A 16093-nucleotide genomic window follows, 5' to 3' on the forward strand; every position below is an offset into this window, starting at 1 on the left:
ATAAAAGTTCACCTGATGCCTAAGAAGATATAGGGTTTGCTTCGTTTTTAGCCTGTTTTGGGGGAAATAGGCCAAAAACGGGAGGAGTTCTGCTATTTCAGCTTACCCTTCTTAAAAACCAGCGATAGAATCCTGGGAATTGTAGTCTTGTCTTCTTCATCAAAAAACTCTTGCAGGGAGTCTACTACCAGCCCGTGCTGTTTGGCTGCGTTGGTGAAGTCTGACAAATGGTGGGTGAAACAGGTTAGTTCCGTCGTGCCTTCTTCAGAATCAAATCTGGCCTTGGTGCCTTTGTATTGTTTGAAAGGGTGCAGCTCTCCCACGTAAATGCGTCCGTTGGGCGCCAGTGCTTGGTTGGCTTTCTCAAAAATGGGAGACAACTGCTCAATATGCTCCAAGACTAGGCTAAAGGTAATCAGGTCATAGGCGTAGGTGGCAAAAGACCAGGGATGGGTAATGTCTGCCTGATGGAACTGGACGTGGTCTGCGGGCACCTTGGCTTTCGCTTTGGCCAGCATCTGTTCTGAGAAATCTACCGCCGTGACCTGTTGCGCACGTGTGGCTAACCATGTGGTGTTCTTGCCCGTGCCACAGCCAATTTCTAAACATCTTTTAAATTGGATTGGCTGTGTTATTTCCTGCAATGCCAACGCCTCTAAGTCTCTGGTTCTGTTTTTATTGGTGTCGTATTGGGCAGACCAGAGATTATAGGCTTGTTGAATGTCCATGGGAGATTATGGGAGCGGCTAATAAAATCTTGGTTTGGGACTAGCGTTAAGGTGTTTATGAAATTGTGGTCTTTGTAAAACGTCGGTTTCAATTAACCACAAAAGCAAAATAAGGTTTAAGCTGAAAGCTTAACGTAGAGCTACAAGGTTATAAACATTGTTAGTTGCCGCCGTTACTTAGGCAATTGATGAATAGTAATTATATACACTGTCCGAAAGTCAGTAGATTGTTATCTGGGTCCAGCAACGCAAATTCTTTTTGTCCCCATGGTTTTGTCTCTAATGCTCCATTCGGGTGAATGCTTATTTTATTGTCCAACAATGATTGATACAAATTGTCAATGTTGTCGGTTCTGATATAGACACCTGCATAGTTTTCTTTTGAATCAATTTCTTTAAACTCAAAAAAGTGGATTTCTATGCTGTCTTTTTGAACCATCAAATAGCCGTCATAGTCAGAAGTTCCTACATTCTGAAATCCTAACTTGTTTACATAGAAATCTTTTGTTGCGGTCTTATCCCGCATTGGCAATTTTGGGTTTACGTTTGTCAGCATATCTTCTTTTTTCTTACTAATTAAGGATTTTGCGCATCTATTCTGTGTCTAATTGTTACTCTTACCAAGGGTGGTGGTGTTACACATGGTTCCAACCAACGGCTGGGCTAAACGGCGGCGGAGGCCGTCGGCCGAGGGTGGCGTTTAGCTGTTGTTAGCTATAGAATTTTTATAAAAGGCCGTTAGCTATTGCATATTCCCTATCTTCTTTTACAAAGTCTGGCTCTTTATAATATTCATTGTTTCTTTTTAAAACATCAAGTTCATAGACAATTGGCTCGTCAATGTACTTATCTATGTCCTTTAGATTAATTTTAATAGTATCGTTTACCCTATTTCTGAAATCTGGGCAAAAGATAAGGAGTTCATCTTTATAAACTTCTATATCGGCTATGTAGGGAGATGAGTAGGATTCGAAAATCAGATCTTTGTTATTTTCCCCATCTTCAGAATATTTGATAAGCCATCTGCATGAGGTAGTTGCGCCCCCGTCTAATACTTCCCAAGAAATACGGTTATTGTTCCAGGTAATTTCTTTTAGTATCTCAGGTTCACTGCATGATATTAACAATATCAAAATCCATAAATACCATAATTTCATAAATTATTTTACAGCTAACTAGTGGCTAAACGAAGTTATTCGGTTTATATGCACTATGTGCGGAGTCAGACATACGGTTTATTGTCGTTTTTGACAGACAATCGTACCTAGACTACGAATATACTATGTAGAAATTCCTTAATGGAATGATTCCTTTTTTGGCTTCTTTTCCACAAAACAGCCCAAAAACGGCTACTTGCCCAGCCACTCCTTGAAGGCGTGGGCGCGCTCACTGCTAATGATGATTTCCTTATCAGTAGTAGGGCGAACGTAGACTTTTAAGCGGCCTTTCATGTAAGGGTGTATCTCGTCTATGGCATGAATGTGCGAGATGAACTGCCGGTTGAGGCGGTTGAAGTATTCTGGGTTGAGGATTTCCTGGAGCGTGTCTAGCGTGAAGTCTGTGATGAAGCGCTGGCCGGTGTTGGTGACCAGAAACACGATCTTGTCCTCGGCATAGAAATAGGCAATCTCTTCAATGGACACAGACCGTATTTTCTGGCCGCTCTTTACCAGAAAACGGTTCTTATAGACCGGGGCCGCCTGAGTGTTACCGCGGTGCAGCATGGCCATGACGGTTTCCATATCCAGCAACGGGGCGGCGGGTTGCTCCAACTGTCGGCGCAGAGATTTGAACTTGTCCATGGCCGCCGCCAGGTCCTCATTGCTGATGGGTTTGAGCAAGTAGTCAATGCTGTTCACCTTAAACGCCTTCACGGCGTACTCATCATAAGCCGTAGTGAAGATGATGGGGCATTTCACCTCTACCTTCTGGAAGATCTCAAAACTGTTGCCATCTGAAAGGTGAATGTCCAGAAAGGCCAGGTCTGGGGCCGGGTTGGTCTCAAACCACTTCACCGCGTTCCGGATGGAGTCTATGGTGCCCACAATCTTGATGGCGGGGTCATAGCGAAACAGTTGGGCTTCCAGTTTTTCTACGGCCAGGTACTCGTCTTCAATGAGGAGAATGTTCATGCGGAGCGGTTTACACGTTTCTTCTGCGCTGCCAACAGGTTATTAAAAGTCCTGTCTTGGCAATTTTCTCTAGTCATAGGTCGGCTAGGCGGTTTAAAAAACGCTTGGCCAGAACCTTATGCTTTTTGCTATCGCTTGCCAATCAAAATTGGAGGCAGGCGCTTAGGCAGCGTTGGTTAGAAGCGGTAATTTGGCAATAAAATTGGCATCTGTCACCTCTACATTCACTTTTTTATCTGTAATGAACTTGTAACGGTTGATGATGTTTTTCAAGCCCACGCCGGTAGACTCTTCGCGGCTCTCGCGCAACTGCAGGTTGTTCTTGATGATGATGTAGTCGCCTTCTACAAACACGTCTATGAACAGGGGCTCGTCCCGGCTGACGATGTTGTGTTTGATGGCGTTTTCCATGAGCAGTTGCATGGTCAAGGGCGCCACCATGTGGTTGAGCAGCTCATCGGGGACTTGTATGTTCACCCGCAGATTCTCCCTGAAGCGTATCTTGAGCAGGAACAGGTAGGAGTAGATGAAGTCAAGTTCCACGTGCAGCTGTACCAGTTCCTTGTCTTTGTTCTCCAACACATAGCGGTACACCTTTGACAGCTGCTCCACAAACTTGGCCGCCAGGTCCTGGTCTTTGTAAATTAGCGATGAAAGGGCATTTAAGCTGTTGAATAAGAAATGCGGGTTCACCTGCTGCTTTAAAGACTCAAACTGTACCTTAATGGTCTCTTTCTTGAGTTTTTCTGACTGCACCAGGTAGCGGTGCCACTGGTTGTAGAAGTAAATGCCTGACCGGATGAAGTGCACAAACAGCAGGATGATGGACCCGAATACAAACGCGGCCTTGATGTCACGGGAGGCCTCAGCGTCTGTGAAACTGTAAGACACCTGGCCCAGGATCAGGCGCGGCACAATCTCAAACAGCACCATTACCAGCAAGATGTAGGCCTGCACGGCAATCCACTCATAGACAAAGCGTCGCAGGCCATACTCGCGCCAGTCATACTTTTTGCTCAGGCGCTTGGCAATGCGACGGGTGCCTTCCAGAATCACGTTCACCATCACAGAGGTGTACATGAGCCGGAAGACGTCTGTGGGTTCAAAATCCTTCAGGCCGGTTCTATGGATGAAAAAGAACGTCCAGAACAAGACGAAGGCAATGCCGGTGTTGGCGGCGTAACGAAGCATCCGTTTGTGCTTCAGGTAAAAGGGTTTCTTCATATGGGGCAGCTGATGCGTCAGCCGGTCATGCGCTAATTCAGGAAGAAGGTACGTCATATTCGTTTTTGGCCTGTTTTCTGGAAAAGAAGCCAAAAACAGGGATGGGGCGGAGGTTAAAACCTACCAAACTTGGCGGTGAGCGTGAGGGCGGGGGCGCTTAAATCCTGATCGGTGGACTTGGGGAGTTGCACCCCGTACGTGAACCGATAGCTGAACGCCAGGCCCAACCGCATGAACCTGGCTAGGTTGAGTTCGGCCTGCAAGCCGGGTTCTATGACCAGGAACGTGTCTGTGTGGTAAATTTCATAGCTGTAGTTGCCGGTGTTCTGGTTGTCTGAGAAGTTGTCTGTGTAGGCCGCGCCGCCTATGCCCATGATCAGGGGAAAGGTTACGTGCAGCAATTGGTTGGGCTTGGGAATGTACTCCAGCAAAGCCCCGCCGTAGCCTACCTGCAGAAACGCGTTGTTGGTCTCGGGAATCTCGCCAATGTTGTTTTGGGTGGTGAGGGCGTATCCGGCCACGCCCAAGGCTACTTTGTGGTTAAGCAGCCAGGCCCCTCTGCCGCCCGCCAGAAATCCAGAGGTACCCTGAAACCTGGACAGCTGCAAAGACGGCGCCAGGTAAAAGCCGTGGTTCACCTCGCCCTCAAACACCACCTGCGGACTTTGCGGAAGCTGACCCGTATCCTGCGCCCAGGCGCCTAGCAGACACATAAAAAACAACAAAAACGCAAAAACCGTTTTTACCATAAGCGGGCAGCGGCAGGATGTCTCTAAAAAATGAACGAAGTTCTTTGCCTGCAAGTAAACGTTTTAGCTGTTGCTACACAAGCATTTCCTGACCAGAGCGGTAGAAGCCTCGCTGAAGTGGTTAACTTGCTCCTTGAAACCGATGTACCCTTTTACACTTTCTCTCTATGAACACTGCCTGGATATACCTGATATTGGCTGGTCTTTGTGAAATCGGCTGGGCCTTCGGCCTGAAATACAGCGAAGGTTTTTCCAAGCTGTGGCCCAGCGTCATTACCGTGGTGGTCATGATTCTAAGTTTCGTACTGCTGGCCCAAGCCATGAAAACGCTTCCCCTTGGTACGGCCTACGCCTCCTGGACGGGCATTGGCGCCGTGGGTACCGCCATCCTGGGCATTGTCCTACTTGGCGAACCCAGAGACGCCGTCCGGTTGATTTGCATCGGGTTGATTATTGCCGGGGTGCTGGGGTTGAAGTTTTTAGCGAAGGAGTAGGGAAGAGGGCTCTGTCCTTGCCTTGGCGTTTTTGGCGTGTTTTTCAGGAAAAGAGGCTAAAAACGGTTAGCGCCAGTGATAGGCGGTTAGGCCTTTGGCAGTAAGCAGGTACAAGAACCGGTTACCTACCAGAGCCTGAGTGTAAGGAGTAGGAGACTCTGGAAGAGTGACGGTGCGCTCTTTAAGGGTGTAGAGGTGTTGGAAGTGAAGTTGACCATCAGCCAAGTAGTACAATTCATCGCCTATAAAACCCACGTAGCCAAGATTGGGAAGCGGCAGGCGCTGTTGGTAGTTGCCTAGGTTGTCAAAGACGTAAATACCTGAAAGGCGGTCTACCATGTACAATCTGCCTTGGTACTCGCGCAGGAACCGGATGTCATGCTGCCGGCGGTCCAGCGTAAGCTCCAAGGCTGTTTCATGGGTAATGCGGGTAAGGCGCGTGTCAATCTTGAGCAGCCGGAAGGTGCTTTCATCAAAGAGCCACAAGCGGTCATCAGAAGCCAGAGTGGCGGCTCTGATGGTGCCGTCGGTGTAATCGCGGAGGTCTGCCAGGCCCAAAGGCGTCAGAAAGCGATCCAAGAGTTGAATGCGCTGTCGGTCATCATAAAAGGCCATGATCTTGGCCATGCTCCAGGCTTCCACGCTGGCTAAGCGGCCTTGCACCGTAGGCGAGAACCTGTTGAGGACTTTGCCCAGGGTGTCTAGCTGCAGAATGTTCTGCTTGGCATCTGCCAGATACACGCGGTCAAAACGGTCAATGGAAAGCAGGGCATGGTCCGGTGCCGGCAAAGTAAACGCTACCGGCAGTGGGGGGGGAGTCTGGGCCTCTGCACTAACCGCCAGAAGCAGCCATGCCAGGGCAACAACCAAGAAGTTAGGCGTCAGCTTTCTCAAAATACAGCAGGTTGAGTTCCTCTCCATCATAAACGGCGTATGAGCAAAAATTGACCCACTCTCCCAGGTTCAGGTAACGGCTGCGCTCGCCAATAGGTAAGTCTAAGGGCAGATGCCGGTGCCCGAACACGTAAAAATCATGGTGCTGGCGTTGTTCTACCCGGTTGCAGTAATGTACCAGCCACTCGTCATCGCCTAGAAACACCTCATCTGTACCTGTATTCTGCAACCTGCTTTTCCTGGACCAGAAATTTGCCAGGCCAATGCCCATGTTGGGGTGAAGGCGGGCAAACAGCCATTGGCTCACGCGGTTGGCGAAGATGCGTTTGAGTACTTTGTACGTGTAATCTTTGGGGCCAAGCCCATCGCCGTGGCCAATGAAAAAGGTATGCTTGCCAACCTGGGTAGAAATAGGTTTCCGGATGATGGGAATGTTGAGCTCCTTGGGGAAGTAGTCAAACATCCACATGTCATGGTTGCCCGTGAACAGATAAATGGGAATGCCGCTGTCGGCTATCTCGGCTAGTTTGCCTTGTAGCCTAATGAACCCTCTGGGAATGGCATGGCGGTATTCAAACCAGAAGTCAAAGATGTCTCCCAGGAGGTAGATGGCGTGGGCGTCTTCTTTCACTTGATCAAGCCAGCGCACAATCTTCTTTTCGCGGGCCAGGCTTTTGTCTGGGGTTGGTACTCCCAAATGAAAGTCAGACGCGAAATAAATCTTTTTCCCCGCCGGGAGCTGCTCAATCGGTGTGATCATCAATGAGGAAGAGGATTAATTCTTTAGGGCCGTGAGCGCCCATCACCAAGGTTTTTTCAATGTCGGCGGTGCGGCTGGGGCCGCTCACCAGAGAGATCATGGAAGGAATGCGCTTGCCGTACTTTTCGTCCATGAGGCGCAAACCGTCTTTGATCTCAGGTACCAGCTGTGAGAGTTTAGCTACCACTAAATGCATGGCCGGGTACACTGAAAGGCGGCGTCCGCTGCCCGTGGCCGAGGAAACCAATACGCTTCCCGTGCGGGCAATCAGGGCCTCGCAGGTAGTCAAAGCCGCCTCTGCTTTGCCAATGAAATCTTCCTCTGCACCGTTGAAATTGATACCGCCGGCGTGCAGTATTTTCTTAAGCGCCGACTCCCAGACATACAGATTGTCCAGGCTGCGTTCCCGCTTGAACTCAAAGAGCTGGTCAAAGAAGTCTTCCTCGCTCTCGCAGTAGATGAAGGTACCCGCATTTCTTATGAAGGTTTCTGCAAACTGCACAGACAGTTCCTCCAGCAAGGGGCCGTGCACAGACGTGGTAAAGTCTGGGGTAGGAGGCAGAAAAGGCGCTGACATAGCCAGCGCCTCTCTTACTTTGCGGAGCACAATCTCTTTGGATTTCGCTTCGTACATGAGAAAATTCTAAATGTTGGCCGGTAGTCCGGCAAGATACTAAGAATTAAACGTAGTACCCTCTCCCAAATTGGAGCTTGGTCTGCCGTCTGGCTCAGCGGCCGTAGGCGTGTCTTCCTGATTCTCCTGTGCCCCGGTGGGAGTCACAGTATGGGTTTCAGTGGCCACTTCGCTCTGGGTTTTGCTACGGTCTGTTCCGGCAGTGTGGGCCTGGTACGTTGTCAAGCCTTCAAACGGACGCTTGCCCACCAAACGCTCCAGGTCGTTCTGGAAGATGATTTCCTTCTCCAGCAATTCCTGGGCTACAATTTCCAGTTCATGGCGCTTCTCCGTCAACAATTGAATGGTACGGTTATACGCATCACTTACCAACAGGCGCACTTCAGAGTCAATGGTCTCTGCGGTGGCTTCTGAGTACGGTTTGGTGAACGCGTTGTCTGGCTGCTTAGAGTCATAGAAAGACAAGTTGCCGATGCGGTCGTTCATGCCATACATGGTGACAATGCTGTAGGCCATTTTGGTAATACGCTCCAAGTCACTCAAGGCACCGGTAGAGATTTTTCCGAACACGATCTGCTCAGCGGCACGTCCACCTAAGGCCATGCACATCTCATCTATCAACTGCTCTGTGTTGTACAGGAACTGCTCTTTTGGCAGGTACTGCGCATAGCCTAGAGCGGCAACGCCCCGTGGCACAATACTCACTTTCACCAATGGGTCACAGTGCTCCAAGAACCAACCCGCAATGGCGTGACCTGCTTCATGGTAGGCTACAATTTTCTTCTCTTCTGGGGAGATGATCTTGTTTTTCTTCTCCAAGCCCCCAATCACGCGGTCAATGGCGTCATTGAAATCTTGCATCTCAATGGCTTTTTTATTGCGGCGGGCGGCAATCAGAGCGGCTTCATTACACACGTTGGCAATCTCAGCACCGGCAAAACCAGGCGTCTGGGCGGCTAGTTTCTTGGCATCCACGTCTTCGGCTAAGGTCAAGGGACCCAAATGCACGTTGAAGATTTGCGTACGACCGTTTACGTCTGGCTTGTCAATGCTGATCTGGCGGTCAAAACGACCTGGGCGCAGCAAGGCAGAATCCAGAATGTCAGGACGGTTGGTGGCAGCCAGGATGATCACCCCAGAGTCAGTGGCGAAACCATCCATCTCTACCAAGAGGGAGTTCAAGGTATTTTCACGCTCATCATTTCCACCCGGCATTTGTCCGCGGCTACGGCTACGGCCAATGGCGTCAATCTCATCAATGAAGATGATACACGGCGCCTTGGCTTTGGCCTGCTTGAACAAGTCACGCACACGGGCTGCGCCCACGCCCACAAACATCTCTACGAAGTCTGAACCAGACAAAGAGAAGAAAGGAACGTCGGCCTCGCCGGCAACGGCTTTGGCTAATAAGGTTTTACCGGTACCCGGAGGGCCTACCAGCAAAGCACCCTTCGGGATTTTACCGCCCAAAATGGTGAACTTGGTAGGGTTCTTCAGGAACTCTACAATTTCTTCAATTTCTTCTTTGGCTTCCTCTAGACCGGCCACGTCTTTGAACGTGATTTTTACCTTGTTCTCAGCGTCAAATAGCGCGGCGCGTGACTTGCCAATGTTGAAGATCTGGCCGCCGGCTCCGCCACCCGCCATGCGGCGCATCAGGAACCAGAAGCCCACCATCAATAAGATGAAGAACGGCCAGCCCATGAGAATCTCCATTAAACCGGCACGTTTGGCCGTGTCTAACGGCAGACGCTGTTCTCTGGGAACGTTGGCTTGCAGTTTGTCAAAGTCTTCTTTGAAACTCTCAGCAGAGATGATGTCAAAGTGGTAATGAGGACCCGTGTTGGTGGCAAACGTGCCGCGGTTCTCTAACTGGCCTTTGTACTTGTCATTGTTGAGGGCCTCCTGCTTAAGGGTTACCTCTACCATGTTGTTGTTTACAACGGTCACCTTGCTCACGTCTTGGGCCAGCAGCATGTCTTCAAAGGCAGCCTGCTTAATCTCTACCGTAGAGTTAAGGTTGTTGTAATAGGTGAGACCAAAGATAAACAGCACCAGCGCGGCCAGAACCCACATTTGCATAGAGGGTTTAGGAGGCGTGTTCGGGATAATCTTGCGTCTCTTATTCTTATTGTCTGGTTTCTCAGTCATGGATTGTTTCTTCAATAAAAAGTAAACTTCCGGTAGGGGATTATGTTTACGCCACCGCCGTACTGCCGCTCTCCTCAGAGGCGACCTGCGTAATTTCCGCGTCTCCCCAGAGCTCTTCCAGGGCGTAGAAACTACGTTTTTCTTTCAGGAATACGTGGGCTACTACGTCTACGTAGTCCAATACCACCCATTCACGGTTGGTACGGCCTTCGCTCTGCCAAGGATACTCCTTGGTGAGTTTAAAAACTTCATCTTCAATGGAAGTGGCAATGGCATCCAGTTGCGTATCTGAACTGGCAGAAGCGATTATAAAATAGTCTGCAACGGCATTCTTCAAGGATTTCAGGTTTAAAACCACCACATCGGCTGCCTTTCTTTCCTGCATTCCTTTCACTACCAGCTCTGCCAATATGTCGGATTTATCCTGAATCGTGTTTTGTTTCATCTGGGAAATATAAATTTGATCTTCAATTATACGAATGTCTTTGCAAAATCTTTCGCTGAACACCCTGTTTGTAGGGCAACAACTGCTGTTTTTGCCTGAATGTGCCTCTACCAACACCGTGGCACACGAGCTTGTTAACAAAAATAACGCCACAGACGGTTCTGTCATAGTTGCTGGCGCCCAAACTACCGGACGCGGCCAACGTGGCAATACCTGGGACGTGGAACCTGACAAAAACATCACATTGTCTGTGTTTCTCAAGCCCACCTTTCTGGAAGCCAGCCGCCAGTTTGCCCTCAACATTGCCGTGTCACTGGCCGCGCTGGACCTGCTCAAGGCCAACCTGCCAGAGGGCTGCAAACTCAAATGGCCCAATGATCTTTACCATCAAGACCGAAAGGTAGGGGGTATCTTGATAGAAAACGCCATAAGTGGCAGATTCTTGCAACACAGCATTGTAGGACTGGGCATAAATATCAACCAGGTGTCCTTCCAGCATGAGCGGGCCGCCTCCTTTGCCTTGCTGACGGGCAAAGAATTCCATCTGGCAAGCATGGTGGCACAACTGCTGGAAAACATAGAGCGCCGCTACCTGGCCCTGCGCGCCGGTGGCCATGACCAGCAGAAGCAGGAATACCTGCAGCAATTGTACCGGTACCAGGAGTGGCATCCCTTTGAGGTGGAAGGCCAGCGGGTGATGGGACAGATTGCCGGTGTAGACGCCGTAGGGCGCCTGGCCGTCATTGTGGAACAGAAGTTGCAGTTCTTCCAGTTCCAGGAAATCAAATACCTTTTCTAGCGTCCGTTTTTGGCCTGTTTTCTGGAAAACAGGCCAAAAACAAGGCCTTGACAGACAGGCGTTTGCCGCTGCGTTAAGGAGATGTTAAATGTGGTTTTTTTGGTTTCTTTTATTTGGTTTTAACAATATAGGCGGTATATTTGACCAATTCAGGAATTAATCTACCCAACTGGAAGCACATATGGTATGAAAATTTTTACTCGCGTACTTTTAGGGTTTTTAGCGTTCTGCATGGTTTTTGGAAGCCAGGCGGTAGCTTTTGGGGTAGCTCCTGGGGTATTGCCCACAGGCGCAAAGTCGGTGGATGCCTCTAAATCAGATACGTTGCAGTTGAACTGGCGCAGCGGCGGCAGCCTGACCGTGATGGATTTTGGTATTTCTACGGCCCTTAACCTGCCTTCTTACAATCCTAACGCGAAGAAATATTCACCTTTCCTGCACGTTACCAGCAAAAAGAACAAGTCCTTTGCCATTAAGCCCAGCGTGCGCAACGTGGCCGCCTACAAAGCCCGCTTAAACCGAACGGTGAGCGCCAGCTTAAAAGAGCAGAAGGTGGTTCCTTCTTTGAGTGCCTACCCCAATCCATCCAACAGAATCATTAACTTTTCCCTGAACCCCGTAGGTGATGATAATTACAAGGTGCGCATTTCCAACACCATTGGCAAAGTGATCAGAACCTATGAGGTGGGCCAGCAGTCGTCGCTGCCGCCGGTAGATTTGTCTGAACTGCCCGCCGGCATCTATTTCTACAGCCTGCTGGTGAATGACAAAATGGTGGAGACCAAACGCCTGATCTTGCAATAGACCTTTCTTGACAACCGCTATACTTGAAGAGCCAGCAGACGCTGGCTCTTTTTTTTAATAATTGCCGGCACCACACGCTAGGCTTTCAGAAAATTGCTAATTTCGAGGGTTCAATCAATTACACATCATGCTTCAATACAAACGGATTAACAATCTGGTGGGATGGCTGGTATTTGCAGTGGCTACCATTGCGTACGTACTCACCCTGGAACCCACGGCCAGTTTCTGGGACAGCGGCGAATTCATAGCCTGTTCCTATAAGCTATTGGTGCCCCACCCGCCGGGAGCGCCTTTCTATTTATTGCTGGGCCGCATGTTCTCTCTGTTTGCCTTTGGAGACGTGACCCAGGTGGCCTGGTGGGTGAACATGCTGTCTGCCTTGTCCAGCTCGTTCACGGTGCTGTTCCTGTTCTGGACCATTACCATTCTGGCCCGCAAGCTGTTGGTGGCAGACAAAGATGTAGCGCCTACCTTGGGGCAGACCATTGCCATCATGGGCAGCGCCGCCGTTGGTGCCCTGGCCTTTACCTTCTCTGATTCTTTCTGGTTTTCTGCCGTAGAGGCCGAAGTATATGCCATGTCTGCCTTCTTCACCGCTTTTGTGGTGTGGGCTATGCTGCGCTGGGAAAGCCACGCCGACAGCCCGGCCTCAGACAAATGGTTGATTTTGATTGCCTACATGGTGGGCCTCTCCATTGGCGTCCATTTGCTGAACCTGGTGGCATTGCCTGCCCTAGCCTTCATCTTCTTCTTCAGACTTAAAAAATACTCTACCAAAGGGGCCATCTTGACCATGGTGGTGAGTGCTTTGGTGTTGGGCATCATCTTAGTGGGTGTCATCCCTGGCTTGCCGTCTATTGCGGGCAAGTTTGAGGTGCTGTTTGTGAACAGCTTCGGGTTGCCGTTTGGGGCAGGAGTGATTTTCTTTGTGGTGTTGTTCATTGCCTTGTTGGTATGGGCCATCAAATTTGCCACCCGCAAAGGAAACCGCACGCTGCACACTTCCCTGGTGTGTTTTGTGTACATCTTGATTGGGTACTCTTCATACCTTATCATTCCCATCCGGTCTGGTTATGACCCTACCATTGATGAGAACGACCCAGAGAACATCGTAAGCTTTGTTTCTTATTTAAAGCGCGAGCAGTACGGTGACCGTCCTTTGCTGGTTGGCCCGCAGTACAACGCCGAGCCAGTGGACCAGGAGACGGGTGCTGCCCAATACATCAAAGGCACAGACAACTACATTGAAATTGAGCCGAAGGTAGACCCGGTTTACAACAGCGCTGACAAAGTGTTGTTGCCGCGCTTGTACAGCAACGCGCCCGGGCACTTACAGCAGTATCAGAAATGGGTAGACGTGCAGCAAGGCCAGAAGCCAAGCTTTGGCGCCAACATGGAATTCCTGTTCAAATACCAGATGGGCCATATGTTCTGGCGCTATTTTGGGTGGAACTTTGTAGGCCGTGACGGCGACATCCAGAACTCTGGAGTGCTGTGGCCTTGGGAAGACAGCAACGGCCTGCCTGAGCGTGTAGCCGAAAGCAAGGCCCGAAACAACTTCCTGATGCTGCCTTTGATCCTGGGTATTCTGGGCTTGATCTACCAAATCAGACGCAAAGAGCGCGATGCCTTCATCATTGGCTTATTATTCTTCTTTACCGGTCTGGCTATTGTCATTTACCTGAACCAGCCGCCGGTAGAGCCGCGTGAGCGTGATTATACTTTCTCGGGAGCGTTTTACGCCTTCAGTGTCTGGATTGGATTGGGCGTGCTGGCTGTGGCTGACTTCCTTCGCCGAATCATGAAAGCAGACGTGGCCGCCGGTGCCCTGGCTTCGCTCTTGGGCTTGGCCATACCAGGCGTCATGGCGGCCCAGGGTTGGGATGATCATGACCGTTCAGACAGATACCATTCCGTAGACTCGGCGAAGAACCTGTTAAGCTCCGTGGCACCCAACGCCATCCTGTTCACCAACGGCGACAATGACACCTTCCCGCTGTGGTACGCCCAGGAGGTGGAAGGCTTTAGAACCGATGTGCGGGTGGCCGTTTTGAGCTACATGAACACTGACTGGTACATTGACCAGATGAAGCGTCAGGCCTATGAGTCTGCACCGTTCCCTATGATTCTGGAGAATGCCAACTACCGCCAGGGCATCAATGACTACCTGCCGTACATGGAGCGCCCGGAAGTGGCCGCCGGCATGGACCTGAAACAGTACATTGAGCTGGTGAAGGCCAACCATGAAGCCCTGCAGATTGGGGACCGCTCTGGCAGAACCTACCTGTCTTTCCCAACCAAGAATTTCTTCCTGAACGTGGATAAGCAGGCCGTCATTTCCAACAACGCCGTGGCCAAGGAATACCAGGACTCCATTGTGAGCCGCATGGCCTGGACGGTGAACCAGAACGGACTGGAGAAAAAACACCTGGCCATACTGGATTTGATTGCCAACAACAACTGGAAGCGTCCTGTCTACTTTTCTACCACCGCAGACAACTCAGACTTTGTGGGTCTGGAGAATTACCTGCAGCTAGAAGGCCTGGCCTACCGCGTGGTGCCTGTAAAGAGCGCCAACAAAGAGAACATGGGCTACATTGCCAAGAACATCATGTATGACAACATGATGAACAAGTTCTCCTGGCGCAACATGGACCGCGAAGACATCTTCTATGATGAGAACTACCTGCGCTTCCCGGCCAACGCCCGTGACAAGTACCACCAACTGGCCGTAGAATACCTGAAGGCAGGAGACACCGCAGCCGCCAAGAAGATTCTGTTGTACTCACTTGCCAAACTGCCAGACAACGCCATTCCGTATGACTACTATATACCGCCGTACGTGGTGCCTTTGTACCAGCTGGGAGAGCAGAAGAAGGCCCAGGAGATTGTGGAAGTGATGTCTAAACGCTCTGATCAGGCCTTGGCCTACTACTTCAACCAAGAGGCCCTGTTTGACTCAGAGATCAGAATCAACCTGTTCATCATGCAGCAGCTCATGCAGGTGGCCAAGCAGATTGGCATGAATGAGAAAGCCGCCCAGATTGAACAAAGCTTTATGCGCTACTACAGCCAGATGGGTAAATAACCTGTCACATTTTAATCATTTGAAAGAGAGGCCAGCTTTTAGTAGCTGGCCTCTCTTTTTTTACCGGTTCCTCATGCGATTTGGGTGAAGCGTCGTTTTTGGCCTGTTTTCCAGAAAATAAGCCAAAAACGGGCATTTCATTTTACGGGAAGAATGGATAGCAGGGAAGCCTGCTGGTTCTTAATTCCACGGGCCTGCCAGGCTCCTTTGCCGAAGTTTAAAGAAATCCCTCTACCTTTGCTGCCGCAGCCATGCCTTGTTTGAGGTATGCCGTAAGAAAAGACATTCATGGAGAACAGAAATTACAAAGATAGAGACGGGGGCAGACGCCCTAACTTCCATAAGCAGCCCAAAGTGGACAAGATGGAGATGGTGTTTGGCTTACGGCCCATCTTAGAGGCGCTCCATGCGGGCAAGACCCTGGAGAAAATCTACCTGCAGAAAGGCGTCAACCATAGCATTAGCCAGGAGATCAGTGAACTGGCGCGGGCCGCCGGGGTGCCTATCTCCATTGTGCCGCCAGAAAAGCTGGACCAACTCACGCGCAAGAACCACCAGGGCGCGGTGGCCTACCTGTCTTCGGTGACCTATCTGCCCCTGGATGAGATTGTGGCTTCCATCTTTGAGAAGGGCAAAGACCCGTTGCTGTTGGTGCTGGACCGTATCACAGACGTGCGCAACTTCGGGGCCATTGCTCGTAACGCCGAGTGTATGGGCGTAGATGCCATTGTCATCCCTAGCCGCGGAGCCGCTCAAATCAACGCAGATGCCTTGAAAACCTCTGCCGGTGCCTTGAACCTAATTGCCGTTTGCCGTGAGAACAACCTCAAAGACACGCTCCATTTCTTGAAGCAGTCTGGTATACGCGTAGTGGCCTGTACTGAGAAAGCCGAAGAAGAACTTACCGATGCCTCTGTAGACCTAACCGGACCTCTGGCCATCATGATGGGCAGCGAAGAGGACGGCATCTCCCCGGAATACCTGAAGAAGGCAGACGTACGCGTAAAAATCCCGATGACGGGCCAAATTCAGTCCCTGAACGTGTCTGTAGCCAGCGGCATTGTTTTATATGAAACATTAAGACAACGCAGCAAGGCCTAAACCACCAAGCCTTATACAACGGAACGGCCCGCTATCTCAACAATAGCGGGCCGTTCCGTTTTTAGCCTGTTTTCCGGGGAATAGCCCAAA

Annotated in this window: 16 protein-coding genes; 5 read left to right on the forward strand and 11 right to left on the reverse strand. The window is 50.3% G+C overall.

All coding sequences use genetic code 11. From position 1 onward, the window contains the following. Positions 1-92: 92 nt before the first annotated feature. From GU926_RS16765 to GU926_RS16790, 6 genes are all read right to left on the reverse strand, one after another. Positions 93-728, reverse strand: a complete 636-nt coding sequence (locus tag GU926_RS16765; RefSeq protein WP_160693915.1) for a class I SAM-dependent methyltransferase — start codon at positions 726-728, stop codon at positions 93-95. Between the two features lie 199 nt (positions 729-927). Next, positions 928-1284, reverse strand: a complete 357-nt coding sequence (locus GU926_RS16770) for a bleomycin resistance protein (protein ID WP_160693917.1) — start codon at positions 1282-1284, stop codon at positions 928-930. A 169-nt stretch (positions 1285-1453) separates the two neighbouring features. After that, positions 1454-1885: a hypothetical protein gene (locus GU926_RS16775; protein WP_160693919.1), complete on the reverse strand. Its 432-nt coding sequence runs from the start codon at positions 1883-1885 to the stop codon at positions 1454-1456. Between the two features lie 192 nt (positions 1886-2077). Further along, positions 2078-2860, reverse strand: a complete 783-nt coding sequence (locus tag GU926_RS16780; RefSeq protein WP_160693921.1) for a LytR/AlgR family response regulator transcription factor — start codon at positions 2858-2860, stop codon at positions 2078-2080. Positions 2861-3022: 162 nt separating this feature from the next. After that, complete coding sequence (locus tag GU926_RS16785) at positions 3023-4141, reverse strand: sensor histidine kinase (RefSeq protein ID WP_160693923.1); 1119 nt, start codon at positions 4139-4141, stop codon at positions 3023-3025. 56 nt (positions 4142-4197) lie between these two features. Next, positions 4198-4833, reverse strand: a complete 636-nt coding sequence (locus GU926_RS16790; protein WP_160693925.1) for a hypothetical protein — start codon at positions 4831-4833, stop codon at positions 4198-4200. Positions 4834-5000: 167 nt separating this feature from the next. Between GU926_RS16790 and sugE the strand changes: the two genes are divergently transcribed. Then, positions 5001-5327 (forward strand): quaternary ammonium compound efflux SMR transporter SugE, encoded by a 327-nt coding sequence (sugE, locus tag GU926_RS16795; protein ID WP_160693927.1) that lies wholly within the window; start codon positions 5001-5003, stop codon positions 5325-5327. A gap of 66 nt (positions 5328-5393) precedes the next feature. Here sugE and GU926_RS16800 read toward each other — a convergent pair whose 3' ends face one another. From GU926_RS16800 to rsfS, 5 genes are read right to left on the reverse strand one after another with little or no spacing between them, the layout of a single operon-like run. Further along, on the reverse strand, positions 5394-6221 hold the full coding sequence (locus tag GU926_RS16800; protein ID WP_160693929.1) for a hypothetical protein: 828 nt from the start codon (positions 6219-6221) through the stop codon (positions 5394-5396). After that, entirely contained in the window at positions 6202-6981 is a 780-nt protein-coding gene (locus GU926_RS16805; RefSeq protein ID WP_160694878.1) for a UDP-2,3-diacylglucosamine diphosphatase, read from the reverse strand. The genes GU926_RS16800 and GU926_RS16805 overlap by 20 nt, the downstream gene beginning before the upstream one ends. Beyond that, a complete protein-coding gene (locus GU926_RS16810) occupies positions 6965-7615 on the reverse strand; it encodes a LutC/YkgG family protein (protein ID WP_160693931.1) in 651 nt (216 codons plus the stop codon). Before GU926_RS16810 ends, GU926_RS16805 begins: the two co-directional genes overlap by 17 nt. Positions 7616-7654: 39 nt before the next feature. Further along, entirely contained in the window at positions 7655-9766 is a 2112-nt protein-coding gene (gene ftsH, locus GU926_RS16815) for an ATP-dependent zinc metalloprotease FtsH (protein ID WP_160693933.1), read from the reverse strand. Between the two features lie 46 nt (positions 9767-9812). After that, positions 9813-10211 (reverse strand): ribosome silencing factor, encoded by a 399-nt coding sequence (gene rsfS, locus GU926_RS16820; RefSeq protein ID WP_160693935.1) that lies wholly within the window; start codon positions 10209-10211, stop codon positions 9813-9815. 34 nt (positions 10212-10245) lie between these two features. On the opposite strand from rsfS, the gene GU926_RS16825 reads away from it, so the two are divergent. The 4 genes from GU926_RS16825 (at position 10246) to rlmB (ending at position 16003) form a co-directional block, all read left to right on the forward strand. Further along, positions 10246-11010 carry a biotin--[acetyl-CoA-carboxylase] ligase gene (locus GU926_RS16825; protein WP_160693937.1) on the forward strand — a complete coding sequence of 255 codons (765 nt, stop codon included), beginning with the start codon at positions 10246-10248 and terminating at the stop codon, positions 11008-11010. A 186-nt stretch (positions 11011-11196) separates the two neighbouring features. Beyond that, positions 11197-11814 (forward strand): T9SS type A sorting domain-containing protein, encoded by a 618-nt coding sequence (locus GU926_RS16830; protein ID WP_232058367.1) that lies wholly within the window; start codon positions 11197-11199, stop codon positions 11812-11814. A 127-nt stretch (positions 11815-11941) separates the two neighbouring features. Next, complete coding sequence (locus GU926_RS16835; RefSeq protein ID WP_160693939.1) at positions 11942-14902, forward strand: protein O-mannosyl-transferase family; 2961 nt, start codon at positions 11942-11944, stop codon at positions 14900-14902. A 288-nt stretch (positions 14903-15190) separates the two neighbouring features. After that, positions 15191-16003, forward strand: coding sequence for a 23S rRNA (guanosine(2251)-2'-O)-methyltransferase RlmB (gene rlmB, locus GU926_RS16840; protein WP_160693941.1), 813 nt, complete (start codon positions 15191-15193; stop codon positions 16001-16003). Positions 16004-16093: the final 90 nt, after the last annotated feature.

It is taken from the genome of Nibribacter ruber, assembly GCF_009913235.1.
Classification (GTDB): Bacteria; Bacteroidota; Bacteroidia; order Cytophagales; family Hymenobacteraceae; genus Nibribacter; species Nibribacter ruber.